This window comes from Streptomyces sp. NPDC089915 (genome assembly GCF_040684675.1).
Taxonomy (GTDB): domain Bacteria; phylum Actinomycetota; class Actinomycetes; order Streptomycetales; family Streptomycetaceae; genus Streptomyces.
In genome coordinates this window covers 41,501-67,212 of sequence record NZ_JBFBGN010000009.1, presented here as the reverse complement: position 1 = coordinate 67,212, position 25,712 = coordinate 41,501, and the positions used below count along the sequence as shown (strand labels likewise).

22 protein-coding genes and 1 tRNA gene are annotated in these 25,712 nt (G+C 73.2%); 15 read left to right on the top strand and 8 right to left on the bottom strand.

Annotation, left to right across the window (positions count from 1 at the left end):
• Positions 1 to 36 precede the first annotated feature (36 nt).
• Positions 37 to 804 carry an ABC transporter ATP-binding protein gene (locus tag AB0O29_RS04995; RefSeq protein ID WP_079431756.1) on the bottom strand — a complete coding sequence of 256 codons (768 nt, stop codon included), beginning with the start codon at positions 802 to 804 and terminating at the stop codon, positions 37 to 39.
• Positions 805 to 1,246: 442 nt separating this feature from the next.
• Between AB0O29_RS04995 and AB0O29_RS04990 the strand changes: the two genes are divergently transcribed.
• Positions 1,247 to 1,328 (top strand) — tRNA-Leu (locus AB0O29_RS04990).
• A gap of 170 nt (positions 1,329 to 1,498) precedes the next feature.
• Complete coding sequence (locus tag AB0O29_RS04985; protein WP_365146207.1) at positions 1,499 to 2,353, top strand: Bax inhibitor-1/YccA family protein; 855 nt, start codon at positions 1,499 to 1,501, stop codon at positions 2,351 to 2,353.
• Positions 2,354 to 2,453: 100 nt separating this feature from the next.
• Here the strand turns inward: AB0O29_RS04985 and AB0O29_RS04980 are convergent, their stop codons facing one another.
• Positions 2,454 to 2,684, bottom strand: coding sequence for a DUF4287 domain-containing protein (locus AB0O29_RS04980; RefSeq protein ID WP_365146204.1), 231 nt, complete (start codon positions 2,682 to 2,684; stop codon positions 2,454 to 2,456).
• Positions 2,685 to 2,796: 112 nt separating this feature from the next.
• On the opposite strand from AB0O29_RS04980, the gene AB0O29_RS04975 reads away from it, so the two are divergent.
• The gene (locus AB0O29_RS04975; RefSeq protein WP_365146202.1) at positions 2,797 to 3,147 is read left to right on the top strand and encodes a hypothetical protein; all 351 of its coding nucleotides are present in this window, start codon (positions 2,797 to 2,799) and stop codon (positions 3,145 to 3,147) included.
• Here the strand turns inward: AB0O29_RS04975 and AB0O29_RS04970 are convergent.
• From AB0O29_RS04970 to AB0O29_RS04960, 3 genes are all read right to left on the bottom strand, one after another.
• Positions 3,131 to 3,943, bottom strand: a complete 813-nt coding sequence (locus AB0O29_RS04970) for a hypothetical protein (RefSeq protein WP_365146283.1) — start codon at positions 3,941 to 3,943, stop codon at positions 3,131 to 3,133. The genes AB0O29_RS04975 and AB0O29_RS04970 overlap by 17 nt on opposite strands.
• A 328-nt stretch (positions 3,944 to 4,271) precedes the next feature.
• Positions 4,272 to 5,492 (bottom strand): acetyl-CoA C-acetyltransferase, encoded by a 1,221-nt coding sequence (locus tag AB0O29_RS04965; RefSeq protein WP_365146199.1) that lies wholly within the window; start codon positions 5,490 to 5,492, stop codon positions 4,272 to 4,274.
• Between the two features lie 142 nt (positions 5,493 to 5,634).
• On the bottom strand, positions 5,635 to 6,648 hold the full coding sequence (locus AB0O29_RS04960) for an SGNH/GDSL hydrolase family protein (protein WP_365146196.1): 1,014 nt from the start codon (positions 6,646 to 6,648) through the stop codon (positions 5,635 to 5,637).
• 125 nt (positions 6,649 to 6,773) lie between these two features.
• Here AB0O29_RS04960 and AB0O29_RS04955 point away from each other — a divergent pair, with 125 nt between their 5' ends.
• Entirely contained in the window at positions 6,774 to 8,156 is a 1,383-nt protein-coding gene (locus AB0O29_RS04955) for a cystathionine beta-synthase (RefSeq protein ID WP_365146280.1), read from the top strand.
• A gap of 447 nt (positions 8,157 to 8,603) precedes the next feature.
• Positions 8,604 to 9,446: a MurR/RpiR family transcriptional regulator gene (locus AB0O29_RS04950; RefSeq protein ID WP_365146193.1), complete on the top strand. Its 843-nt coding sequence runs from the start codon at positions 8,604 to 8,606 to the stop codon at positions 9,444 to 9,446.
• 16 nt (positions 9,447 to 9,462) lie between these two features.
• On the opposite strand, the gene AB0O29_RS04945 is transcribed toward AB0O29_RS04950, so the two are convergent.
• On the bottom strand, positions 9,463 to 10,800 hold the full coding sequence (locus AB0O29_RS04945; protein ID WP_365146190.1) for a diaminopimelate decarboxylase: 1,338 nt from the start codon (positions 10,798 to 10,800) through the stop codon (positions 9,463 to 9,465).
• Between the two features lie 105 nt (positions 10,801 to 10,905).
• On the opposite strand from AB0O29_RS04945, the gene hutU reads away from it, so the two are divergent.
• The 8 genes from hutU (at position 10,906) to AB0O29_RS04905 (ending at position 20,923) form a co-directional block, all read left to right on the top strand.
• Positions 10,906 to 12,570 (top strand): urocanate hydratase, encoded by a 1,665-nt coding sequence (gene hutU / locus AB0O29_RS04940; RefSeq protein WP_365146187.1) that lies wholly within the window; start codon positions 10,906 to 10,908, stop codon positions 12,568 to 12,570.
• A gap of 119 nt (positions 12,571 to 12,689) precedes the next feature.
• Complete coding sequence (locus AB0O29_RS04935) at positions 12,690 to 13,880, top strand: allantoate amidohydrolase (protein WP_365146277.1); 1,191 nt, start codon at positions 12,690 to 12,692, stop codon at positions 13,878 to 13,880.
• Complete coding sequence (locus tag AB0O29_RS04930) at positions 13,871 to 15,223, top strand: formimidoylglutamate deiminase (RefSeq protein WP_365146184.1); 1,353 nt, start codon at positions 13,871 to 13,873, stop codon at positions 15,221 to 15,223. Before AB0O29_RS04935 ends, AB0O29_RS04930 begins: the two co-directional genes overlap by 10 nt.
• Before the next feature lie 91 nt (positions 15,224 to 15,314).
• A complete protein-coding gene (gene hutI / locus AB0O29_RS04925; protein WP_365146181.1) occupies positions 15,315 to 16,493 on the top strand; it encodes an imidazolonepropionase in 1,179 nt (392 codons plus the stop codon).
• A 154-nt stretch (positions 16,494 to 16,647) separates the two neighbouring features.
• Positions 16,648 to 17,328 (top strand): LPXTG cell wall anchor domain-containing protein, encoded by a 681-nt coding sequence (locus tag AB0O29_RS04920; RefSeq protein ID WP_365146178.1) that lies wholly within the window; start codon positions 16,648 to 16,650, stop codon positions 17,326 to 17,328.
• Positions 17,329 to 17,343: 15 nt separating this feature from the next.
• Positions 17,344 to 18,354: a hypothetical protein gene (locus tag AB0O29_RS04915; protein WP_365146175.1), complete on the top strand. Its 1,011-nt coding sequence runs from the start codon at positions 17,344 to 17,346 to the stop codon at positions 18,352 to 18,354.
• The gene (locus AB0O29_RS04910) at positions 18,351 to 19,544 is read left to right on the top strand and encodes a hypothetical protein (RefSeq protein ID WP_365146172.1); all 1,194 of its coding nucleotides are present in this window, start codon (positions 18,351 to 18,353) and stop codon (positions 19,542 to 19,544) included. The genes AB0O29_RS04915 and AB0O29_RS04910 overlap by 4 nt, the downstream gene beginning before the upstream one ends.
• A complete protein-coding gene (locus AB0O29_RS04905; protein WP_365146169.1) occupies positions 19,541 to 20,923 on the top strand; it encodes a hypothetical protein in 1,383 nt (460 codons plus the stop codon). Before AB0O29_RS04910 ends, AB0O29_RS04905 begins: the two co-directional genes overlap by 4 nt.
• A gap of 74 nt (positions 20,924 to 20,997) precedes the next feature.
• On the opposite strand, the gene AB0O29_RS04900 is transcribed toward AB0O29_RS04905, so the two are convergent.
• Positions 20,998 to 22,515: an oligopeptide:H+ symporter gene (locus AB0O29_RS04900; protein WP_365146166.1), complete on the bottom strand. Its 1,518-nt coding sequence runs from the start codon at positions 22,513 to 22,515 to the stop codon at positions 20,998 to 21,000.
• Positions 22,516 to 22,986: 471 nt separating this feature from the next.
• Here AB0O29_RS04900 and AB0O29_RS04895 point away from each other — a divergent pair, with 471 nt between their 5' ends.
• Positions 22,987 to 23,664: a response regulator transcription factor gene (locus AB0O29_RS04895; protein WP_042812873.1), complete on the top strand. Its 678-nt coding sequence runs from the start codon at positions 22,987 to 22,989 to the stop codon at positions 23,662 to 23,664.
• A gap of 58 nt (positions 23,665 to 23,722) precedes the next feature.
• Positions 23,723 to 24,988 carry an ATP-binding protein gene (locus tag AB0O29_RS04890; protein ID WP_365146163.1) on the top strand — a complete coding sequence of 422 codons (1,266 nt, stop codon included), beginning with the start codon at positions 23,723 to 23,725 and terminating at the stop codon, positions 24,986 to 24,988.
• A 36-nt stretch (positions 24,989 to 25,024) separates the two neighbouring features.
• Here AB0O29_RS04890 and AB0O29_RS04885 read toward each other — a convergent pair whose 3' ends face one another.
• A complete protein-coding gene (locus tag AB0O29_RS04885; RefSeq protein ID WP_365146161.1) occupies positions 25,025 to 25,558 on the bottom strand; it encodes a GtrA family protein in 534 nt (177 codons plus the stop codon).
• Between the last annotated feature and the right edge of the window lie 154 nt (positions 25,559 to 25,712).

Here is a 25,712-nt window from a genome sequence, read left to right as displayed (position 1 = left end):
GGAAGTCTGTTCGTGGCTTCGGTGATCAGTGACCGATCAGCTGGTGCGGCCCTTGGCGTCGAAGGCCTTCATCCGGTCGAACACGCCGTCGGCGGTGGGCGCGTACATCTCGTCGACGATGCGGCCGTCGGCGAGGAAGATGACGCGGTCCGCGTAGGAGGCGGCGACCGCGTCGTGGGTGACCATCACGACGGTCTGGCCGAGCTCGCGCACCGAGTTGCGCAGGAAGCCGAGGACCTCGGCGCCGGAGCGGGAGTCGAGGTTTCCGGTGGGCTCGTCGCCGAAGATGATCTCGGGGCGGGCGGCGAGGGCGCGGGCCACGGCCACGCGCTGCTGCTGGCCGCCGGAGAGCTGGGTGGGGCGGTGGGAGAGGCGGCCGGAAAGGCCGACCATGTCCACCACGGTGTCCAGCCACTGCTTGTCCGCCTTGCGGCCGGCGATGTCCATCGGGAGCGTGATGTTCTCCAGGGCGGTCAGGGTCGGCAGCAGGTTGAACGCCTGGAAGATGAAGCCGATCTTGTCGCGGCGCAGCTGGGTCAGCTGCTTGTCCTTGAGGGTGCCGAGCTCGGTGTCGCCGATGCGGACCGAGCCGCCGGAGAAGGTGTCCAGGCCGGCGACGCAGTGCATCAGGGTGGACTTGCCGGAGCCGGAGGGGCCCATGATCGCGGTGAACTGGCCGCGGCCGAAGTCCACGGAGACGTTGTCCAGCGCGACCACCTGGGTCTCGCCCTGGCCGTACACCTTCGAGAGCTGCGTGGCGCGGGCGGCCACGGCCTGGGCGGTGTGCTGCGGGGCGTAGTTCATGGCGGTCACGGGGGGACTCCTGTCGGGCGGTGCTGCTGCGCGGTGGCGGGACCCTTCCATCCTCACCTCGGCCCTACCCCCGGGGGATCAGCCGAGGTGCCCGTTCGACGGCCCACTGGAGTCTGACCGGGGCCCCGGTCGTCTCCTCCTCTGGTATGACGGGAGCCCCGAGGAGAGCCGGAGGAGGGGCCGTCGGAGTGGCCGGCGCGGGGGCCGGTGGGCGGGGGTGGCCCGGGGTGGCGCGGGGCAGCGAAATCACGTCATTCCGCAGGCGGGGGCGAGGGTCACCCTCAGCGCTGCCGACCGTGACTTATCGGTCCTGACGCCCACTCAATCGCCAATAAAATCAGACAACATCGGATAGACGGGCCCGTGCCGGGCGGGGTCTTCCGGATAGGCTCACCGCAGCGTTCAAGGCTTTTACCACGGGGCCCGCTGCCCTGCCCGGATGGTGGAATGCAGACACGGCGAGCTTAAACCTCGCTGGCCCTCGGGCCGTGCCGGTTCAAGTCCGGCTCCGGGCACTTCCGCCGCTCAGCCGCGGCCCCCGCGCCGCCCCCGGGACCCCCTCCGGTTTATCCCCGGCGGTCCGCCGCGCCTTCTCCTAAGATCCTCCTCCAGCAGTAGGGTGCTTTTTTTGCGAACGCATTACCCTTGACGCTAAGGCCGCGCACGGTGGCCATGGAGGAGTGAGATGAGGAGCAGTAACCCGGTCTTCTCGCGACGGGGGTTCAGCCGCGACAACGGCGGCTACGCGGGCTTCGACGCGCAGTACGCGCAGGCCGGGACCGCGACCAACCCGTACGCGACGAATCCTTACGCCGTGGACCCGAACACGGGCATGCCGGCCGCGCCGGCCCGCGGCAGCGCGATGACCATCGACGACGTCGTGAGCCGTACGGCCATGACGCTCGGCACCCTGATCGTCACCGCGGCCGTCGCCTGGCTGGCCATGCCCGTCGACCCGGCGAACCTCAACAAGTCGTACGTCATCGCCGGTGGCGCGGCGCTCGTCGCCTTCGTCCTCGCGATGGTCCAGAGCTTCAAGCGCAAGCCCTCGCCGGCGATCATCCTGGCCTACGCGGCCTTCGAGGGCTTCTTCCTCGGCGTCATCTCCGCGGCCACCAGCCACTACCTCAGCCCGGGCGTGGTCATCCAGGCCGTGCTGGGCACCATGTGCGTCTTCGCCGCCGTGCTCGTGGCGTACAAGATGCGCTGGATCCGCGTCACGCGCCGGTTCACCGGCTTCGTGATGGCCGCGGCCCTCGGCTTCGTCCTGCTGATGCTCGCGAACTCGCTGTTCATGGTCTTCGGCGGCGGCGACGGCCTCGGCTTCCGCAGCGGCCCGCTCGGCATCGTCTTCGGCATCGTCGGCGTGGTCCTCGGCGCGTTCTTCCTCGCCCTGGACTTCAAGCAGGTCGAGGACGGCGTGACCTACGGCGCCCCGCGCGAGGAGGCCTGGCTGGCCGCCTTCGGCCTCACCATGACCCTGGTGTGGATCTACCTGGAGCTGCTGCGCCTGTTCCAGATCCTCTCGGGCGACGACTAGTCGTACCGGTAGGCGCAACAAGCACGGGGAAGGCCCCGCGAGCGATGCTCGCGGGGCCTTCCCGCATCTCGGGGGCTTCCTGGGGCAAGGGGGCCTGGGTTCAGCCGAACCGGCGGGCGGCTCTGCGCAGCCCGTACTCGTGGACGATCGCCTTCGCCTGGCCGTGCGACAGCTCGTGCGCGCCGAGCAGCCAGCTGACCTTCTCCTCGAACCGGAGGAGGGAGGGGCCCTCGTCGACGGTGCGGAGCCAGTCGGAGATCTCACGACCGGTGGTCTGGGGGATTCTGTCGATCATGTTGCGGTGGGTCTGCTCGGAGAACTCAACGGACATGGGCGCCTCCGGGGGGTGTCGCCGTGCTGTTCCCTTCACTTCTCTTCACTGCACCGTGCCGGAGAGTTCGCCCGTTGGCAATGGTGCGGCGGCGGCGCGTAAGGTCGGCCGGGTGCTCGATACCTCGCCCCTGACCGCCGCCGTGGAACGCTTCGCCGACCGGCTGCGGGCCGCCCCGCAGAGCCGGCTCCAGCGCGGAGCGGCCGCGGAGGCCCTGGAACTGGCCCGTGGGCTGGCCGCGGCGGCGCAGCGGCTGGAGGACCCCTCGGGGGCGGCTCCGGCGCGCGTGATGCCGGACGAGGGGGTCTTCGTCGTCGGCGACCAGGTGGCCGTGGCCGGCCTGGACCTGGCCGAGGCGCTGCGCGCGGCCGGGACGGGCCCGGCGAGCGCGAAGGCCCCGTCCGAGGTGCTGGACGAGGCCGTGGCGCTGGTGGAGCGGGCGGAAGTCAGAGCGATGCGATGACGCGGTCCGCGAGGATGTAGACGTTGTTGTCCGGGTCCTCGGCGTCCCCGCAGGAGAAGGTCAGGGCGTAGGCGCCGGAGATGCCCGAGCCGCCCAGCAGGACCGGTGCCGTGCCCGAGCGCAGGGCCTCGGCGAGGCGCTCCGCCGTCTCCCGGTGGCCCGGGGTCATGCACAGCGTGGTGCCGTCCGCGAAGACGTACACGTCGAGGGTGCCCAGCGGGCCGGGGCGGACGTCCGCGAGGGCCGTACGGGCCTCCGCGAGCTCCTCCAGGCGGCTGACGGTGCGCTCGTGGTCGGCGCCGGGGTGCGGCTGGACCGGGACGAAGTCGGGGTGCGACGGGTGGCGCCGGCGGGCCGCGGCCAGCTCGGCCGAATCCTCGGCGTACTCCGGGTACTCGTCGGCGAGGTCGTCGCCCAGGACGGGCTCCAGGCCGACCAGGTCCGCCTGCCGGGGCAGGAAGACGGGGCCGTCCTCGCCCAGCCCCGCCAGCCCGCCCAGCAGGCTGGGGGCGTCGGCGGCGTCACGGGCCTCCTGCGCGGCCCAGAAGGCCCGCGCCTCGGCCAGCTCGCGCTCGCGCTCCTCGGCGAGGGCGGCGGCCACGGCGGCTCGTATCTCGGCGGCGGGGGACTCGACGGCGCTGCGGGCGTGCGGAACGCTCGCGCCGCGGGCGTGGGCCGGCAGGGCGAGCTCATCGCGCAGGGCCGACACCTGCTTGCGCAGTCCGTGTACGGCGTGCAGCGCAGCAGCGCCCACGGCCGTGGCAGCGGCCGTGGTCAGCAGCAGGGCAAGAGACATGGCGCTCACTGACTAACTCCTGATTGATTCGATCCCCCGACTTCCTACATCAGCTTGTCCTGTGCTGGGAATGGCGTGCAGTGCATTACGTCATGAATTGGACAGGTCTTTCGTCCCCGAGGCCTCCGGGGGATGACGTCTGACCTGGGCAAATGCCGATCCCCCAGGACAAAGGTCACATCCTGGGGGAGATTCGGTCACAGGTCGGCCGCGACGGGATTAGACCTGATGTCAGTACACCGTATGGATCTAGAGGATCCCTTGCGGCGGCTGGGGGCCCGGCTGGAGCGGTACCGAACCCCTCACTCTGCGCGCTGTGTTCCGGGTCTCAGCTGAGCCGCTCGATGACCATGGCCATGCCCTGGCCGCCGCCGACGCACATGGTCTCCAGACCGAACTGCTTGTCGTGGAACTGGAGGCTGTTGATCAGCGTGCCGGTGATCCGGGCACCGGTCATCCCGAACGGGTGACCGACGGCGATGGCCCCGCCGTTGACGTTCAGCTTGTCGAGGGGGATCTCCAGATCCCGGTAGGACGGGATGACCTGGGCGGCGAACGCCTCGTTGATCTCGAACAGGTCGATGTCGCCGACCGTCAGCCCGGCCCGCTTCAGCGCCTGCTTCGAGGCCTCGACCGGGCCCAGGCCCATGATCTCGGGGGACAGGGCGGTCACACCGGTGGACACGATCCGGGCCAGCGGGGTCAGGCCCAGCTCCCGCGCCTTGGTGTCGCTCATGATGACGAGGGCGGCGGCGCCGTCGTTCAGCGGGCAGCAGTTGGCGGCCGTGACCAGGCCGTCGGGGCGGAAGACGGGCTTGAGGCCCTCCACGCCCTCCAGGGTGACGCCGGCGCGCGGGCCGTCGTCCTTGCTGACGACCGTGCCGTCCGGGGTGGTGACGGGGGTGATCTCGCGGGCCCAGAAGCCGTTCTTGATGGCCTCCTCCGCGAGGTTCTGCGAGCGCACGCCGAACTCGTCCATGTCCCGGCGGGTCACGCCCTTGAGACGGGCCAGGTTCTCGGCGGTCTGCCCCATCGCGATGTAGGCGTCGGGGACGAGGCCGTCCTGGCGCGGGTCGTGCCAGTCGCTGCCCTCGCTCTGCGCGACGGCGGCCGTACGGCCCTCGGCGTCGGCGAAGAGCGGGTTGTGGGTGCCGGGCAGCCCGTCGGAGGAGCCGTTGACGAACCGCGACACCGTCTCGACGCCGGCGGAGATGAAGACGTCGCCCTCGCCCGCCTTGATGGCGTGCAGCGCCATGCGGGAGGTCTGGAGGGAGGAGGAGCAGTAACGGGTGATCGTGGTGCCGGGCAGGTAGTCCATGCCCATCTGCACCGCGACGATGCGGGCCAGGTTGTGGCCCTGCTCCCCGCCGGGCAGGCCGCAGCCGAGCATCAGGTCGTCGATCTGGCGCGGGTCCAGCTCGGGGACCTTCGCGAGGGCGGCCTGGATGATCGTGGCGGTCAGGTCGTCCGGCCGCACGTCCTTGAGGGACCCCTTGCCGGCGCGCCCGATGGGGGAGCGGGCGGTGGAAACGATGACGGCTTCGGGCATCGGGACTCCAAGGGGTGTGCGTCGTTGCGGGACCGCAAGCGAAGTTACCGCCCCGTACGGTCGAGGTCACCCGGGCGGACGTGTGATGCCCGTCGCTCCGGCCGGGCCGCCGCCCCTCCGCGGGGGCGACGGCGGGCCCGCCTCACGACGCCGTCGCCGACGGCTCCGCCGCCTCGCGCGCCGGCTCCGCCGGGAGGCGCCTGCGCCGGCGGTGTTTCAGCAGGGCCCACGGGCCGCGGCCCGCCGTGACCTCCGTGCCCGGCTCGTCCGCCGCCGCCGAGGCGGCCTTGGCCACCGGGAGCATGTCCTCGTTGCGGGAGACGTCCAGCCGGTCCGACTCGGGCCACACGCCCAGCGCCGCGCACAGCGTCGGCAGGACGGCCATCGCCGCCGTCGCGTAGCCCTCGGCCGACGGGTGGTACGAGTCCGGGCCGAACATCTCCCGGGGGTTCGCCGCGAACTCGGGGCCCAGCATGTCCCCCATCGAGACCGTCCGCGCTCCCAGCGCGACCACCCCGATGGTCTGCGCCGCCGCCAGCTGCCGGGAGACCCGCCGGGCCATCCACCGCAGCGGCTGGTACACCGGCTCGATCGTGCCCAGGTCGGGACAGGTGCCGACCACCACCTCCGACCCCGCCAGCCGCAGCCGCCGCACGGCGGCCGTCAGCAGCCGGACCGACTGGGTCAGCGGCATCCGGCGGGTCACGTCGTTCGCCCCGATGATGACCACGGACACGTCCGGCGGCGGCCCGTCCCCGTCCAGCAGCAGCGACACCTGGCGGTCCAGGTCGTCCGACATGGCACCCGACAGCGCCACGTTGCGCAGCTCCACCGGCCGCTCCGCGACCGCCGCCAGCCCCGACGCCAGCAGCGCCCCCGGCGTCTGGCGGGCCCGGCGCACGCCCAGGCCGGCCGCCGTCGAGTCGCCCAGCATCGCCATCCGCAGCGGCCCCGGGCTCAGCTCCGGCCCGCCGAACTCCCCGCCGTACAGACCGTCCGCGCGCGGGGGGTCCGACAGGCCCGTCCCCACCGTCCGCTTGGCGAACTGGACCTCCGCCAGCACCAGCCCCACCGCGGCCACTCCGACCAGCCCGAGTCCGCCCCCGCCGTAGGCCGCCCCCGCCGCGATCCGGCGGGCCGTTCTCGCTCTGGACACCTCTCAGGCCACCTCCTCGGTCGTGTTGACCTTCCTGCCCCGTACTGCCGGTCGGCCAATCCCTTTCCGCATACTCTGGCCGGACCTCCCGGAGAACCCGTGGAGTCCCCTTCTTGGAGAACATGGTGCAATTCCACGACTCGATGATCAGCCTCGTCGGCAACACCCCGCTGGTGAAGCTCAACCGCGTGACCGAAGGCCTGCAGGCCACCGTGCTTGCCAAGGTCGAGTACTTCAACCCCGGCGGTTCCGTCAAGGACCGGATCGCCGTTCGGATGATCGAGGCCGCCGAGCAGAGCGGTGCCCTCAAGCCGGGTGGCACCATCGTGGAGCCGACCAGCGGCAACACGGGCGTCGGACTCGCCATCGTGGCCCAGCAGAAGGGCTACAAGTGCATCTTCGTCTGCCCTGACAAGGTGTCCATGGACAAGATCAACGTGATGCGCGCGTACGGCGCGGAGGTCGTGGTCTGCCCGACCGCCGTCGACCCGGAGCACCCGGACTCGTACTACAACGTGTCCGACCGCCTCGCGCGCGAGCCGGGCGCCTGGAAGCCGGACCAGTACAGCAACCCGAACAACCCCCGTTCGCACTACGAGACCACCGGTCCCGAGCTGTGGGAGCAGACGGAGGGGAAGATCACCCACTTCGTGGCGGGCGTCGGCACCGGCGGCACCATCTCCGGTACCGGCAACTACCTCAAGGAGGTGTCCGGTGGGAAGGTCAAGGTCATCGGCGCCGACCCGGAGGGCTCCGTCTACTCCGGCGGCAGCGGCCGCCCGTACCTCGTCGAGGGCGTCGGCGAGGACTTCTGGCCGACCGCCTACGACCCGGACGTGACCGACGAGATCATCGCGGTGTCCGACAAGGACTCCTTCCAGATGACCCGCCGCCTCGCGAAGGAGGAGGGCCTGCTGGTCGGCGGCTCCTGCGGCATGGCGGTCGTCGCCGCGCTGCGCGCCGCCGAGGGGCTGGGGCCGGACGACGTGGTCGTCGTGCTGCTGCCGGACAGCGGCCGCGGCTACCTGAGCAAGATCTTCTCGGACGAGTGGATGGCCGGCCACGGCTTCCTCGAGGAGGCCGGTCCGGCCGCGCGCATCGGCGCCGTCCTCGCGGACAAGGAGGGCGGCATCCCGTCGCTCGTCCACATGCACCCGGAGGAGACGGTCGGTCAGGCCATCGAGGTGCTGCGGGAGTACGGCGTCTCGCAGATGCCGATCGTCAAGCCGGGCGCCGGCCACCCCGACGTGATGGCCGCCGAGGTCATCGGCTCGGTCGTGGAGAAGGAGCTCCTCGCGGCGCTGTTCGCGCAGCGCGCCTCGCTGAGCGACCCGCTGGAGAAGCACATGAGTGCGCCGCTGCCGCAGGTCGGCTCCGGCGAGCCGGTCTCCGAACTGATGTCCGTGCTCGGTGAGGCGGACGCGGCCATCGTGCTGGTCGAGGGCAAGCCGACCGGTGTGGTGAGCCGTCAGGACCTGCTGGCCTTCCTGGCGAAGACCTCGAAGTAGGTCCGTCGCGCGGGGCGGGGCCGGGGCGGCGGGGTCTGTTCCCGGCCCTTGGCGCAAACGGTACGGTCCCGACATGTGGCGGCAGCACCCGCTTAACACGGCACCGGCACAGTTGTCCTGTCGGCCGGACGGCCCGGGGGACCGGGTCCGGGGGCCGGCGCCATGTGCGGCGTCAGCGCTGCTCCGGAGCGGCTCCCGGAGCGTGCCGGCGCCCCAGGACGCGGACGGCCCTGACCCGGCCCGTGTCCCCGGCGGGGCCGCCGACGTCCCGTCCCCCGGGCCCGCCCGGGGGGCCGGCGGTCCCGCCGCTTCTCTTGCCGCGCGGCGGCGCGCGCCCCGCCCGGGCGCGGCCCCCCTCCCGCATCGCGGGCACCGGCTTGCCGTGCTGCATAACCACATGCAGAGTGCAGTCTGACTGAATATCTCACTCGGACGGAGGGCAGGGCGATGAGCGACAGCCCGGCCGCGCGGCTGCAGAAGCTCTTCGAGGGGCACCGGCTGACCCCGACCCAGCGGCGGATCGCGCACTGCATGGTGCGGGGCGCCGCGGAGGTGCCCTTCCTGTCGAGCGTGGAACTCGCCGAACTGGCCGGGGTGAGCCAGCCCTCGGTGACCCGGTTCGCGGTGGCCCTCGGCTTCGACGGCTACCCCGCGCTCCGCCGCCACCTGCGCGAGGTGGCCCCGGCCGAGCGGCCGCGGGCCGCGCGCGAGGAGTCGTACAACGAGTACCAGCAGGCCGTCGAGGGCGAGATCGAGAACCTGCGGCGGCTGGCGGTGATGCTCGCGGACCCCGCGCCGGTGGAGGAGGCGGGCCGGCTGCTCGCCGGGTCGTCCCCGCTGCCCGTGCTCGGGCTGCGGGCGGCGTCCTCGCAGGCGCGCGGGTTCGCGTACTTCGCCGCCAAGGTCCACCCGGACGTACGCCTCCTCGACGAGGGCGGCTCGATGCTCGCCGACCGGATCGACGCGGCGGCCGCCGCCGGGGCGTCGGCGCTGCTGTGCTTCGCCCTGCCCCGGCACCCGCGCGAGGTGGTGGAGGCCCTGGAGCACGCGCGGGGCGCCGGGCTGACGACGGTGACGGTGGCCGACTCGGCGTTCGCGCCCGTCGCCCGGTACTCGGACCTGCTGATCCCGGCCCCGGTCGGCACCGGGCTGGCCTTCGACACGGCCTGCGCGCCGATGCTGCTGGGCCGGGTCCTGCTGGAGGCCATGGCGGACGCGCTGCCGGACGCGCAGGCCCGCCTGGAGTCCTTCGACGCCCGGGCCGCGGCGCGCGGGCTGTTCGTCGAGTGACCCCAGGGGCCGGTGGCTAGAGGAGGGCGTCCCGGAAAGCGCCGCCCGCCTCCGCGACCAGTTCCTCCGTCGTCTGGGCCGGGCGGACCGGGGTGAAGCGGACGGCGCCGCCCGCGGCCCCGGTGGTGAAGCCGTGGACGGACGGGCGGGGCAGGCTGTTGTAGCCGTAGTGGGCGGTGAAGAAGTACGCCCCGGTGTCCGGTACCGCGATCAGGTCGCCCGGGGCCAGCTCGGGCAGCTCCCGGGCGGTGGCCAGCAGGTCCCCGGCGAAGCAGGCCGGGCCCGCGATGTCCTGGGGCGTGGGGGCACCGGTCTTCGGGGCGCCCCCGGCGTCGTACGGGAGGATCCGCAGGGGCCAGGCCGCCGGGGCGTAGACGGTGCGGGTGGCCACCTGGACCCCGGCGTGGGTGAGGGCGATCCGGCGGCCCCCTGAGGTCTTCGTGTACTCGACGCGGGCGAGCACCGTGCCGTGCTTGGCCAGCAGGGACCGGCCGAACTCCGTGACCAGCCCGTAGGAGCCGTCGAACAGGGCCGGGACGGCCTCGCGCAGGGCCCGCGCGTAGGCGGCGTAGGTGGGCGTCTCCTCGTCCGAGGCGAAGTTGACGGGCAGGCCGCCGCCGATGTCGAGGGTGTCGATCCGGCGGTGTCCGGCGGCCGCGTTGATCTCCTCGGCGAGGGCGTGCAGGGCGCGCACCCCCTCGGCGATCAGGGGCAGGGGCAGGCCCTGGGAGCCGGAGTGGACGTGCAGCCGGGTGATCCAGGGGCGGTCCAGGCAGGCCCGTACGAGGCGTTCGCGCGCGCCGGGGTCGCGCAGGCCGATGCCGAACTTGGAGGTGGCGGTGGCGGTGGAGAGGGCGTCGATGGTGCCGGCACCGGTCTGGGGGTTGACCCGTACGCCGACCGGGGGGCGGGCCGGTCCGCCGGGGGCGGCCGGTGCGTCGAGGCGTTCCAGCTCCTGGTGGTTGTCGGCGTTGACGGCGATCCCGAGGGCCAGGGCCTCGCGCAGCTCGCCGGCGGTCTTGGCGGGGGAGTCCAGCACGGTCCGCCCGGCCGGGATCCCGGCGGCGCGGGCCAGCGCGAGCTCGCCGGGGCCGGCCACCTCGCAGCCGAGGCCGCAGTCGGCGAGCAGCCGCAGTACGGGGACCAGCGGGGCGGCCTTGACGGCGAAGGTGTGCAGGACGGGCGTGCCGGGGGCCGTGACGGCCTCGAAGGCGGCGGTCAGGGCGGCGGCGGAGGCCCGGATCCCGGCGGTGTCCAGCAGGCAGACGAGCGGCTCGGCATCCAGCAGCCCCTGCTCCACGGCGGCCCGTACGACCTGATCCCGACGCCCGGCGGCGTCCCCCACGGCGTTCATGTCCGCCATCCCATCACCCCGCGGACTCGCGCGCAGCTGTTGACTGGATCTATTCAAGACGCCAGGATGTGAATAGATAAGCCAACATTCGGAGGAGGCACCGCCATGTCAGGACCCCGCCCCGTACGGGCCGCGCGAGGCACCGAGCTCAGCACCCTGGGATGGCAGCAGGAGGCCGCCCTCCGCATGCTGCAGAACAACCTCGACCCCGAGGTCGCCGAGCACCCCGACAAGCTCGTCGTCTACGGCGGCACCGGCAAGGCGGCCCGCGACTGGCGCTCCTTCGACGCGATGGTCCGCACCCTGCGGACCCTCAAGCAGGACGAGACCATGCTCGTCCAGTCCGGCCGCCCGGTCGGCGTGATGCAGACCCACGAGTGGGCGCCGCGCGTCCTGCTCGCCAACTCCAACCTGGTCGGCGACTGGGCCAACTGGGAGGAGTTCCGCCGCCTGGAGCACCTCGGCCTGACCATGTACGGCCAGATGACGGCCGGCTCCTGGATCTACATCGGCACCCAGGGCATCCTCCAGGGCACCTACGAGACCTTCGCCGCCGTCGCCGCGAAGAAGTTCGGCGGGACCCTCGCCGGCACCATCACCCTCACCGCCGGCCTCGGCGGCATGGGCGGCGCCCAGCCGCTGGCCGTGACGATGAACGACGGCGTCGCCATCTGCATCGACGTCGACCCGCGCGCCATCGAGCGCCGCATCGAGCACCGCTACCTGGACGTCAAGGCCGACGACCTGCGCCACGCGCTCCAGCTGGCCGTCGAGGCCCGCGACGCCCGCAAGCCGCTCTCCATCGGCCTCCTCGGCAACGCCGCCGAGCTGCTCCCGCAGATGCTCGCCGAGGGCGCCCCGATCGACATCGTGACGGACCAGACCTCCGCCCACGACCCGCTCGCCTACCTCCCCGTGGGCGTCGACTTCGACGACATGGCGGCCTACGCGGCCAAGGACCCGGCCGGCTTCACCGCCCGCGCCCGCGAGTCCATGGCCAAGCACGTCGAGGCCATGGTCGGCTTCATGGACGCCGGCGCCGAGGTCTTCGACTACGGCAACTCCATCCGCGGCGAGGCCCAGCTGGCCGGCTACGACCGCGCCTTCGCCTTCCCCGGCTTCGTCCCCGCCTACATCCGCCCGCTCTTCTGCGAGGGCAAGGGCCCCTTCCGCTGGGCGGCCCTGTCCGGCGAGGCCTCGGACATCCACAAGACCGACAAGGCGATGCTGGAGCTCTTCCCGGAGAACGAGTCCCTGCACCGCTGGATCAAGATGGCCGGCGAGCGCGTCCACTTCCAGGGCCTGCCGGCGCGCATCTGCTGGCTCGGCTACGGCGAGCGCGACAAGGCGGGCGAGCGCTTCAACGAGATGGTCGCCGACGGCACCCTCGCCGCCCCGCTGGCCATCGGCCGCGACCACCTCGACTGCGGCTCCGTCGCCTCCCCGTACCGCGAGACCGAGGCCATGCTCGACGGCTCCGACGCGATCGCCGACTGGCCGCTGCTCAACGCCATGGTCAACGTGGCCTCCGGCGCCTCCTGGGTCTCCATCCACCACGGCGGCGGCGTCGGCATGGGCCGCTCGATCCACGCGGGCCAGGTCACCGTCGCCGACGGCACCAAGCTCGCGGGCGAGAAGATCCGCCGCGTCCTCACCAACGACCCGGGCATGGGCGTCATCCGCCACGTCGACGCCGGCTACGACATCGCCGAGACCGTCGCCGACGAGCGCGGCGTCCGCGTCCCCATGCGCGAGGGTGACTCCGCGTGACCCGGTCCGACGGCACCGGCGCGGGCGAGGCGCCCGGGGGCTCCGCCCCCGGCGCCCGCCCCGCCACCCCCGCCCCCGCCGCCGCGCGCGGCGGGGGCCGCCCCACCTCCTTCCACGCCATGTGGGACGAGCTCCGCCCCATCGGCCGGCACGCCGACAGCGGCGGCTACCGCCGCTTCGCGTGGACCGGGGCCGACGCCGACTGCCGGGACTGGTTCCGGGCGCAGGCCGAGTCCCGCGGCCTCGCCTACGAGGTCGACCGCAACGGCAACCAGTGGGCCTGGCTCGGCGACCCCCTGGCCGGCGACGCCGTCGTCACCGGCTCCCACCTGGACTCCGTCCCCGACGGCGGCGCCTTCGACGGCCCCCTCGGCGTGGTGTCCTCCTTCGCCGCCCTGGACGAGCTCCGCGCCCGCGGCGCGGCCCTCACCCGCCCCCTCGCCATCACCAACTTCGGCGACGAGGAGGGGGCCCGCTTCGGCCTCGCCTGCGTCGGCTCCCGGCTCGCCGCCGGACAGCTGACGAAGGAGAAGGCGTACGAGCTCCGCGACGCCGACGGGACCACCCTCCCGCAGGCCATGGAGCGCGCCGGGTACGACCCCGCGGCCATCGGCGCCGACCCCGAGCGGCTCGCCCGCATCGGCGCCTTCGTCGAACTGCACGTGGAACAGGGCCGCGCCCTCGACCTGTCCGGCGACCGGGTCGGCATCGCCTCCGCGATCTGGCCGCACGGCCGCTGGCGCTTCGACTTCCACGGCGAGGCCAACCACGCCGGCACCACCCGCCTCGTCGACCGCCGCGACCCGATGCTCACGTACGCGCAGACGGTCCTGGCCGCCCGCCGGGAGGCCGCCCTCGCCGGGGCCGTCGCCACCTTCGGGAAGATCGCCGTCGAGCCCAACGGGGTCAACGCCATCCCCTCCCTCGTCCGCGGCTGGCTCGACTCCCGGGCCGCCGACCAGGCCACCCTCGACACCGTCGTCACCGCCGTCGAGAAGGCCGCCCGCGAGCAGGCCGAGCACGACGGCATCGACCTCGACGTGGTCCGGGAGTCCTTCACCCCGGTCGTCGAGTTCGAGCACGCCCTGCGCGACGAGCTGAACCGGCTCCTGGGCGGGGCCGTCCCCGTCCTCGGCACCGGGGCGGGACACGACGCCGGAATCCTCTCCGCCGCCGTCCCGACCGCGATGCTGTTCGTACGCAACCCCACCGGCGTCTCCCACTCCCCGCGGGAGTTCGCCGCCGAGGACGACTGCGTGGCCGGAGTCCTCGCCCTCGCCGACGTACTGGAAGGCCTCGCGTGTCGTTGATCGCGCCGCAGAAGACGTACTGGCTGGAGCACGCCTGGCTCGGCGCCCACGTCGAGCCGGGCGTCGCCCTCGGGGTGAGCGCCGACGGCCGGATCGCCGAGGTGCGCACCGGCGCCGACGCCCCGCCCCCCGGGGCGGAGGTGCTGCGCGGCCTCACCCTCCCGGGCCTGGCCAACGCCCACTCCCACGCCTTCCACCGGGCGCTGCGCTCCACCGTCCAGGTCGGCTCGGGCACCTTCTGGACCTGGCGCGAGGTCATGTACGGCGTCGCCCAGAACCTCACCCCCGACAGCTACTTCGCCCTCGCCCGGGCCGTGTACGCGGAGATGGCGCTGGCCGGCATCACCAACGTCGGCGAGTTCCACTACGTCCACCACGCCCCCGGCGGCACCCCGTACGCCGACCCCAACGCGATGGGCGAGGCGCTGATCGAGGCGGCCGCGGCGGCCGGCATCCGCATCACCCTCCTCGACACCGCGTACCTGGCCGCCGGCTTCGGCGAGGCCCCCAACCCGCACCAGCTGCGCTTCTCCGACGGCACCGCCGAGGCCTGGGCGGAGCGGGTCTCCGCCCTCAAGCCCCGCGAGCACGCCCTGATCGGCGCCGCCGTGCACTCCGTCCGGGCCGTCCCGGCCGGCCAGCTGGCCACCGTCGCGGCCTGGGCGCAGCAGCGGCAGGCCCCGCTGCACGTGCACCTGTCCGAGCAGACGGCGGAGAACGACGCCTGCCTCGCGGCGCACGGCCGTACCCCGACGCAGCTGCTCGCCGACCACGGGGTGCTGGGCCCGGGCACCACCGGCGTCCACAACACGCACCTGACGGACGAGGACGTCGCCCTGCTCGGCGGCACCACCACCGGCACCTGCATGTGCCCGACCACCGAACGCGACCTCGCCGACGGCATCGGCCCGGCCGGCCGGCTCCAGCGCGCGGGCAGCCCGCTGTCCCTGGGCAGCGACAGCCACGCGGTGATCGACCTCCTGGAGGAGGCGCGGGCGATGGAGCTGAACGAGCGGCTGCGCAGCCGCACGCGCGGCCACTGGACGGCGAACGCCCTCCTGACGGCCGCCACCGCCGGCGGGCACGCCTCCCTGGGCCGCCCGGACGCGGGCCGGCTGGAGCCGGGCGCCCTCGCGGACTTCACGACCATCGCCCTGGACACCGTCCGCACCGCCGGGCCGCTGCCCCGCCTCGGCGCGGAGACGGCCGTCTTCGCCGCCTCGGCCGCCGACGTCCGCCACACGGTCGTGGGCGGCCGCCACGTGGTCCGCGACGGCGCCCACACCCTGGTGGGGGACGTCGCGGGGGCCCTGTCCGAAGCCATCGCCGCCGTCCGGGGCTGACGCCCCGCCCCCGTACGGGCGCCCGTCGCCTCCGGCGCCGGCGGGGCTGACACCGGCCCCGCCGGCGCCGTGCACCTTCCGAGAGGAACCCATGACCACCACCGCCATCACCAACATCGGCAGCCTCGTCACCAACGACCCCGCCCTCGGTGACGGATCACCCCTCGGTCTGATCGAGAACGCCGCCCTCGTCCTGGACGGCGACCGGATCGCCTGGGTCGGCGAAGCCGCCGCGGCCCCCGCCGCCGACACCGCGTTCGACGCGAAGGGCCGCGCCGTCATCCCCGGCTTCGTCGACTCCCACTCCCACCTGGTCTTCGCCGGCGACCGCACCGCCGAGTTCAACGCCCGCATGTCCGGCCGCGCCTACTCCGCCGGCGGCATCCGCACCACCGTCGCCGCCACCCGCGCCGCCACCGACGCCGAGCTGGAGGCCAACCTGGTCCGCCACCTCGACGAGGCCCTGCGCCAGGGCACCACCACCTTCGAGACCAAGTCCGGCTACGGCCTCACCGTCGCCGACGAGGCCCGCGCCCTGCGCATCGCCTCCGCCCACACCGACGAGGTCACCTACCTCGGCGCGCACATCGTCTCCCCCGACTACGCCGACGACCCGGCCGGCTACGTCGACCTCGTCACCGGCGAGATGCTCGCGGCCTGCGCCCCGTACGCCCGCTGGGTGGACGTCTTCTGCGAGAAGGGCGCCTTCGACGGGGACCAGGCCCGGGCGATCCTCACGGCCGGCGCCGCCGCCGGCCTGATCCCCCGCGTCCACGCCAACCAGCTCTCCTACGGTCCCGGCGTGCAGCTGGCCGTGGAGCTGGAGGCCGCCTCCGCCGACCACTGCACCCACCTCACCGACGCCGACGTGGACGCCCTCGCCCAGGCCTCCGCCACCACCGTCGCCACCCTGCTGCCCGGCGCCGAGTTCTCCACCCGCGCCCAGTGGCCCGACGCGCGCCGGCTCATCGACGCGGGGGCGACCGTCGCCCTGTCCACGGACTGCAACCCCGGCTCCTCGTACACGAGTTCCATGCCGTTCTGCATCGCCCTCGCCGTCCGGGACATGCGCATGACCCCCGACGAGGCCCTGTGGTCGGCCACCGCCGGCGGGGCCCGCGCGCTGCGCCGCACGGACATCGGGCGGCTGGTGCCCGGCGCCCGCGCCGACCTGGCCCTCCTCGAAGCGCCCAGCCACGTCCACCTCGCCTACCGGCCGGGCGTCCCGCTGGTGTCGGCTGTCTGGAACCGAGGGGTGCGCGCGGCCTGAGACACCGTCCGGCGGGCCGTCCGGGGGGCGGCCCGCCGGGCCTTTGAGGCCGGACCGTCCTTTGTCTTCCCTCCGTAAGGTCCCGGGCGTACCTTGAGCCACCAATCTGACATGGCGTCAGTAACCCGTCCCGTGGCCCGAGGGGAAGACGAAGGTGTCCGACCGGAAACGCTCCACCGCGCTCGCGCTGGCCTCCGCGCTGGCCGGATCCGCCGTCCTGTTCGCCGCCCCCGCGGCCCACGCCGACGTGGTCGACGTCCAGTACGACTGCAAGACCCCGATCGGCGACAAGTCGGCGGTCTCGCCCATCGACATCAAGGCCGTCAAGGAGGGCGACGGCTACAAGCTGACGATGTCCTTCCAGAAGGGCGTCTCCTCCAGCCCCATCGAGCTCGGCAAGGGCGCGATGAACCCCAGCGCCGTCATCACGGCCGGCGGCGCCGAGCAGGCCTCGATCCCCGTCTCCGGGCCCCCGAACGCGGAGGCCGCGCCCGCCAACACCCCGATCAAGATCAGTGACCTGTCGGGGACCTACACCCCGAAGAAGAGCGGCAAGGTCACCTTCACGGCCGGGGTGCTCACCATCAAGGCCATGGGGACCACCACCACCTGCACCCCCGGCAACAGCCCCAAGCCCTCCCTGGAACTGGACGTCACGGCGGCCGCCGGAGCCCAGCAGCCCGCGCAGCCCTCCGGCGACGCCACCCTCCCGCAGACCGGCCCCGCCGACTCCGCCCTGGCCCTCGGCACCTTCGGCGCCACCGTCGCGCTGTCCGGCGCCGCCGGCCTGCTCTGGCTGACCCGGCGCGGCCGGGCCCGGCGGATCCCGTCCTGAACGGAGCGCCCGCCCGTGCTCCACGCCCTCACGCCCCGCACCCTGCGGCGCCTCGCCGCGCTGCTCCTGCTGGCCGCCGCCGCCCTCCAGGGGACCCCGGCGGCCGCCGCCGACGACCCCGGCTGGACCGCCGAGCCGGCCTCCGGGGGCGCCACCGCGGCCCGCCGCCCCTCGTTCTACCTCGCGGGCCCCGCCGGCACCGTGCTGGAGGACCGCCTCGCCCTCGCCAACACCGGCGACCGGGAGCGGACCGTCACCCTGCGCGGGGCCGACGCCTACAACACCCCCGACGGGGCCTTCGCCGTACGCCCCGCCGCAGGGGCGCGGGGCGCCGGCGCCTGGATCAGCTTCGGCGCGGCCGCCACCGTCACGCTCCCCGCGCACACCCGCGCGGTGGTCCCCTTCACCGTCACCGTCCCGCCCTCCTCCCCGCCCGGCGACCACCCCGCCGCCGTCGTCGCAGCCGAGGGCGGCCGCGAGGCGGGCGTACGGGTCGACGTGCGCGTCGGCGGCCCGGCGCTGGCGGCCCTCACCGTCGAGGACGTCTCCGTACGCGGCCGGGGCGCGGCCACCGCCGTCGCGTACACCCTCGTCAACCGGGGCAACGTCGCCCTCACCCCCGCGCTCGCCCTGCACGCCGAACGCGGTCTCGGCGGGGCCTCCGACCCCCGGCGGGCCCGCGCCCTGCCGGTCGAGCTGCTGCCCGGCCAGCGGATCACCCTGACCGAGCCCTGGCCGGGCGCGCCCGCCTTCGACCGGGTCTCGCTCCGGCTGACCGTCACCGCCCCCGGCGCCGCCCCGGCCACCGCCACCGCCACGGCCTGGCTGGTGCCCGGGGGGAGCGCGGCCCGGGCCGGAGCCGGCCTGCTGCTGCTCGGCGCGGCCGCCCTGGTCCTCGTACGGGTCCTGCGGCGCGGCCCGCCCGGCCGGTGGCGCGGCAGGCCGCGCGCGGAGCCGCACGAGCCGGCCGGGGGCCCGAGCGCCCCGGCGGTGTCCGAACCCGAGCTGACGGGAGCGTCCAGGTGAGCCGCACGCCCGGCCCGAGGGCCGTATCCCGCGCCGGGGCGGCCCTGGCGGCCCTCGCCCTGGCCCTCCTGCCGACGGCCCCGGCCGTCGCGGCGACCGCCTCGGCCCCCGCCGCGGTCCCGGCCTCGGCCCCGGCCGCCGGGCCCGCCGCAGCACCGGTCGCCGTCCCGGGCGCAGCCCCCGCCGCGGCCGCTTCGGGCGCCGTCTCCGCCGAGGGGAAGCCCGCCGTGGCGCTCTCGCTCCAGGAGGCGGCCAAGGGCACCGAGCTCACCGCCACCGGCACCGGCTGGCGGGCCGGGACCCTGGTCATGCTGCTGGTCTGCGGCCAGAACATGATCGGCGGCACCAACAGCTGCGCCAACGCCGACGGGGTGGCCGTCTCGGTCGCAGGCGACGGCCGGTTCACGGCCCGGCTGCCGGTCGTGGCCCCGCCCAAGCCCTGCCCCTGCGTGGTGAACGTGACCTCGGTCAACGGCGACCAGTCCACCGTCGCCGTCCCGCTGAAGATCACCGACCATCCGGTGGCCGACCTGCCGCCCGAGTCCGGGACCGCCCGGCTCGCCCTGCTCACCGGCGTCCGGCTGAAGGGCGGGGACGGGGTGCTGACCTGGTTCGGGGCCCCGCCGTCGCGGAGGTTCACCGCCACCGTCGGCAACCTCGGCTCGGCCCCCGTCAAGGACCCCGTCTTCCAGCTGGGCACCGCGCACGGGGTGTTCGCCCCGCAGTGGGAGGAGGCCCGCTGGAAGGGCACCATCCCGCCCGGCGGCAAGGCGGAGGTGGGCCTGGACGTGGAGCTCCCGGCGGGCGCCCACGGGGACTACACCGTCTCGCTCAAGTACGGGGAGACCGTTCTCGCCACCCAGCCGTGGGGCGTGGACCGGCCGTACGGGGTGCTGCTGTTCTGGGGCCTGCTGCTGGTGGTGATCCCGACGGCGCTGTTCCGGCTGGGCATGGCCGTCGTGGACCGGGTCCGCCCCCGCCCCGGGGCCCCCGGCCGCCACCGGGTCGCCGGACCGCCCCCGGAGGGCGCCGGGGCGGTCACGGCCCGCCTCCCGAGGATCCCGGACGCGGGGGTCCCGGGGCCCCCGCCGGCGCCCCTGCCCTGGTTCACCCCGGAGCCGCCGCAGGCGGGCCCCCCACAGACATCCGCACCGTCTGAGAACCGTCCGACGACGAAGGGACATTCGTGAAGACCCAACGGAGGGCTGGTGCGGCAGCGGCCGCACTGCTGCTCGGCGGCGCGGGCGTGCTGCTGGCGCCGAGCACCGCCCAAGCAGCCGTGATCGACGTCCAGTACGACTGCAAGACCCCGATCGGGGACAAGTCGGCGGTGTCGCCCATCGACATCAAGGGGGTGAAGGAGGGCGACGGCTACAAGCTGACGATGTCCTTCCAGAAGGGCGTCTCCTCCAGCCCCATCCAGCTCGGCGCCGGCGCGATGACCCCCAGCGCCGTGATCGCCGTCGACGGGGCGGAGAAGGTGTCCGTGCCGGTCACGGGCCCGGCCAACGCCGAGCCGATACCCGCCAACACCCCGATCAAGATCAGTGACCTGTCGGGGACCTACACCCCGAAGAAGAGCGGCAAGGTCACCTTCACGGCCGGTGTGCTCACCATCAAGGCGATGGGGACCACCACCACCTGCACCCCGGGCAACAACCCGAAGCCCTCCCTGGAACTGGACGTGACCGCCCCCGGCGGCACGGGGGGCACGACGGGCGGCACCACCGGCTCGACGACCACCGGCGGCACCACGGGCGGCTCCACCACCGGGAGCGACACGGGCGGCTCCACGACGGGCGGCACCACGGGCTCCACCACCGGCGGCTCCACCACCGGCGGCACCACGACCGGCTCCACCACGGCCGGCGGCTCCACCGGGGGCTCGACCACCGGCTCGACCACCGGCGGCTCCGGCGGTCAGACCGACTTCCCCGGCAAGGCGGTGGAGGTCGCCTACGACTGCGGCGCCGTGGTGCCTAATGGCATCAAGACGCCCGTGACCATTAGCGCGAAGAAGAACGGCGGCGACTACGCCCTCACCGTCAAGACCGCCAAGGGAGCGATGGCCAGCCCCATGCAGCTCCCGGCCGGCGCCCTCAAGCCCTCGATGGACATCAAGCTGGGCGGCGCCGACAGCGGCACCGTCAAGGTCGCCGGCCCGGCCAACGCCGAGCCGATCCCCGCCGGGGCGCCGGTCAGCCTGTCCGACATGACCGGCACCTACAAGCCCGGCAAGTCCGGCAAGGTGACGCTCAGTCCCGACCAGCTGACCATCGACGTCACGATGGCCCCGGGCACCACCCCGATCAACGTGCCCTGCAAGGCCACCGGCAGCGGGGTCTCCCTGGAGCTCGACACCGCCGCCCAGCCCGGCGGCTCCGGCTCCACCACCGCCGGCCCGTCCACCGGCGGCTCCTCGGCCACCGCCTCCGGCGGCCTCGCCGAGACCGGCGCCCAGGACGACGGCGGGATCAGGGCCCTGGCCCTGGTCGCGGGCACGGTCGTCCTCCTCGGCGGCGCGGTCTTCACCTTCACCCCCTGGCGCCGCCTGCGCGGCACGAGGTAAACCCGCCCCGGAACGGACGAAGGCCCGGCACACCATCCGGTGTGCCGGGCCTTCACCTCACGCTGGGGGGTGCGTCAGTGCACGTCGCCCATGAGCCCCTGGACCTTCTTGCGGTACGTGTACACCGCGAAGCCGGCCAGGACCGCGGCGGCGGCCTGGAAGCCGATCACCCACGTGCCGTTGAGGTCGACGCCGCCGATGGACAGGAGGCTGGTGGTGCAGTCACCGGCGGTGACCGCGAGGAACCAGACACCCATCATCTGGGAGGCGTACTTCTGCGGCGCCATCTTGGTGGTGACCGAGAGGCCGACCGGGGAGAGGCACAGCTCACCGATGGTCTGGATCATGTAGATCGAGACGAGCCACATCGGGGAGACCTTGGTGTCGCCCGTCGCCATGCCCATCGGGACGATGAAGACGAAGAACGAGGCACCGACCAGGACCAGGCCCATCGAGAACTTCACGATGGTGTTCGGTTCCTGGTTCTTGCGCGACAGCCACAGCCACAGCCAGGCGAAGACCGGGGCCAGCGCCATGACGAACAGCGGGTTCAGCGACTGGTACCAGGTGGCCGAGAAGCCGAGGCCGAAGACGGTGTCGGCAGTCTTGTCGTCCGCGAACAGGGACAGCGTGGAGCCACCCTGGTCGTAGATCATCCAGAAGACGGCGGCGGCGATGAAGAACCAGATGTACGCGGTCATCTTCGACTGCTCGGCGCCCGACAGGTCCTTGTCGCGCTTGATGCGCGTCAGGACGGCGATCGGGATGAGCAGGCCGGCCAGGGTCAGCGGGACCAGGGCCCAGTTCAGGGTGTACGCACCGAGGGCGACCACGGCGCCGTAGAAGACGGCGATGGCCAGGACCACGAGGACGACCTTGGTGAGGACGGCCTTGCGCTCCTCCGGCGACAGCGGGTTCGGGACCTCGCTGCTCTTCGGGCTCAGGTTCTTGGTGCCGAGCAGGAACTGGGTGAGGCCCAGGCCCATGCCGAGCGCGGCGAGGGCGAAGCCCAGGTGCCAGTTGTGCTCCTTGCCGACCGTTCCGACGATGAACGGGGCGACGAAGGCACCGAGGTTGATGCCGACGTAGAAGAGGGTGAAGCCACCGTCACGGCGCGGGTCGTCCGGGCCGTCGTACAGGTGGCCGACCATCGTCGAGATGTTGGCCTTCAGCAGACCCGAGCCGGCCGCGACCAGGACCAGACCCACGAAGAACATCGCCTGGCCGGGGATCGCCAGGGACAGGTGACCAGCCATGATCACGAAACCGGCGATCGCGACCGTCTTGCGGGCGCCCCAGACGCGGTCACCGAACCAGCCGCCGGGCATGGCCATGAGGTAGACCATGGACACGTACACGGAGTAGATGGCCGTGGTCGTCGCCGCGGTCATGGCCAGACCGCCGCCCTGGCTGCCCGTGGCGGCGTCCGCGCCGCCCGAGACCAGGTAGTAGACGAGAAGGGCGCGCATGCCGTAGTAGGAGAAGCGCTCCCACATCTCGGTCATGAACAGAGTGGCCAGGCCACGGGGGTGGCCGAAGAAGGTCTTTTCGGCGGCCGGGGACGCCGAGTCCTTCGTCAGGCTGGAAGCCATGGTCGATCCTTGCTTGCTCGGGACGCTTGGCTTCGTGAGCTGTTCAGCGCCCGGTGGGGGGCGGCCGGCACCGGCGACGGAAGTCCCACCCCACGCCCTGGGGTCTCGTTCCCCGGTGTGACGGGGTGACGGGGCAGCCGTAACCGGGATCCACGCCCTCCGCGCATCCTCGCGCGCAGGGCCCGGCCCATAGGTCATTCACTGTCATCTGGGCCGGGGCAAACCGGCCAGAGCAGAATTTGAGGTTCTTGGCTCGGATTTGAGCGCAAATGTCCCCTCGATAGTGCATCGGGCGTTCCGCCACCATACGACAGGGCACCGATGCATATGGAAGGGCTTGAGATATGGATCACAGGATTCCGGGGAACCGATCCGTCAGGTTCGAAGGCCGATAGTAGTTAATAACCCCAGTTCGAGAGGGGTGTGCAGGCAGGCGCCTCCTTTGCGCCGCCGCGGACTACCATCACCCACATGACGCGTGTACTGCTCGCCGAGGACGACGCATCCATCTCGGAACCCCTGGCCCGCGCCCTGCGCCGAGAGGGCTACGAGGTCGAGGTCCGCGAGGACGGCCCCACCGCCCTCGAAGCCGGACTGCAGGGCGGCGTCGATCTCGTCGTCCTGGACCTCGGACTCCCCGGAATGGACGGCCTGGAGGTGGCCCGGCGACTGCGCGCCGAGGGCCACGGCTTCCCCATCCTGGTCCTGACCGCCCGGGCCGACGAGGTCGACACCGTGGTCGGCCTGGACGCCGGCGCCGACGACTACGTGACCAAGCCCTTCCGCCTCGCCGAGCTGCTGGCCCGGGTACGGGCCCTGCTGCGGCGCGGCGCCAACGACGCCGCCCAGGCCCCCGCCACCCACGGGGTGCGCATCGACGTCGAGTCCCACCGCGCCTGGATGGGCGAGGAGGAGCTCCAGCTCACCGCCAAGGAATTCGACCTGCTGCGCGTCCTCGTCCGCGACGCCGGCCGGGTCGTCACCCGCGACCAGCTGATGCGCGAGGTCTGGGACACCACCTGGTGGTCCTCCACCAAGACCCTCGACATGCACATCTCCTGGCTGCGCAAGAAGCTGGGCGACGACGCCGCCAACCCCCGCTACATCGCCACCGTCCGGGGCGTCGGCTTCCGTTTCGAGAAGAGCTGACGGAGCCCGCCGCGCAAGCCGTCGGAGCGCGTTCGCCCGTTAGGGCATGCTCTAGGACATGCGCCGCCGTCTGATCAACTCCACGCTCGCCGTGGTCCTCGTCGTGATCGCCGTGTTCGGGGTCTCCCTCGTCATCGTGGAGACCCGGACCATCACCAGCAGCGCCCAGGACCGCATCGGCTCCGAGGCGCTGCGCCTGCTGGGCGTCGTCGAGGCCGACGCCCTGGAGCACCGGAGGGTCGACGCCGGCGCACTGTCCGAACAGCTCGACATCGGCACGTACGCCCGCATCACCGTCCCCGGACAGCCGGTCGTCGAGGTCGGCGACCGGATCGAGGACAACGTCATCCGGGGCACCGCGCGCGGCGAGCAGGGCGAGGTCGTCGTCGTCGAGGAGTCCCGCTCCACCGTCACCCGCGAGGTCGGCCGCACCCTGGCCGTGGTCGGCGCCGTGGCCCTGCTGGCCGTCGTCGCGGCCGTCCTGCTCGCCGTCCGCCAGGCCAACCGGCTGGCCTCCCCCCTCACCGACCTCGCCGAGACCGCCGAGCGGCTCGGCTCCGGCGACCCCCGGCCCCGGCACAAGCGCTACGGGGTCCCCGAGCTCGACCGCGTCGCCGACGTCCTCGACTCCAGCGCCGAACGCATCGCGCGGATGCTCACCGCCGAACGCCGCCTCGCCGCCGACGCCTCCCACCAGCTGCGCACCCCCCTCACCGCCCTGTCGATGCGGCTGGAGGAGATCACGGTCACCGACGACCTGGAGACCGTGCGGGAGGAGGCGACCATCGCCCTCACCCAGGTCGAGCGGCTCACGGACGTGGTCGAGCGGCTGCTGACGAACTCCCGCGACCCCCGCACCGGCTCCGCCGTCCCCTTCGACCTCGACGAGGTCGTCAAACAGCAGGTGGAGGAGTGGCGGCCGGCCTACCGCAGCGCCGGCCGGGCCATCGTCCGCTCCGGGAAGACCGGCATGCGGGCCGTCGGCACCCCGGGCGCCGTCTCCCAGGTCCTCGCCACCCTCGTGGAGAACGCCCTCATGCACGGCGGCGGCACCGTCGCCCTGCGCACCCGCGTCACCGGCAACCAGGCCGTCATCGAGGTCACCGACGAGGGCCCCGGCGTCCCGCCCGACCTCGGAAACCGGATCTTCGAGCGGGCCATCAGCGGCCGCAACTCCACCGGCATCGGCCTGGCCGTCGCCCGCGACCTCGCGGAAGCGGACGGCGGCCGCCTGGAGCTCCTCCAGAGTCAGCCGCCGGTCTTCGCGCTCTTCCTCAGCCGCACCGCCCCCGAGCGCACGGAGCCGGAACGAACGGTCAGGTGACCGCCGGACGGCCGTCGGGCAGGAGCCGGGCGGCCGTCAGCCCTGGTTGCCCGCGGGCTCCGGGGTGCGGGGGGCGACGGGCGCCTCGTGCCCGTCGCGCTGCTCCACGACCAGCGAGGGCGCGGCGTCCGTGGGCAGCGCCTTGAACACCCACGTCCGGTACGACCAGAACCGGAAGACCGTCGCCACGCCCATGCCGAGGAACTTGAAGACGTTGTTCTGCAGCGAGCTGTCCAGGCCGAAGCCGTACGTGGCGACGTAGAGCACACCGCTCTCGATGACCATGCCGATCAGGCTGAACAGCACGAACAGGATCATCTCGCGGCGCCGGCTGCCCAGGTCGCGGTCGCGGTAGGTGAAGTAGCGGAACCCCACGTAGTTCGTGATGATGGCCACCACGATGGCTATCACGTTCGCCCGGACCGTCTGCAGGTCCGTGGTGGTGCGCAGCAGGTTGAAGACGCCGAAGTTGACCAGGACGCCCGCGCCGCCCACGGCGCCGAACTTGACCGCCTCCCGCACGAGGCCTCGGAAGCGCTCGGACAGCGGTACTGCGTTCGGCGTGCTCATGGTGATCGTTCAGTCCCTGTCAGTCGTCGTGTGCGTCACGGGGTGAGCCGTCAGCGCCCGGCGGGGCGTGTCACCCGATCTCGTCAACCACACCATGTTAAGTGTCGCCCCGGGCGACCGTTCGCGCCCGGCGCCCCTTGGGACACAACGCACA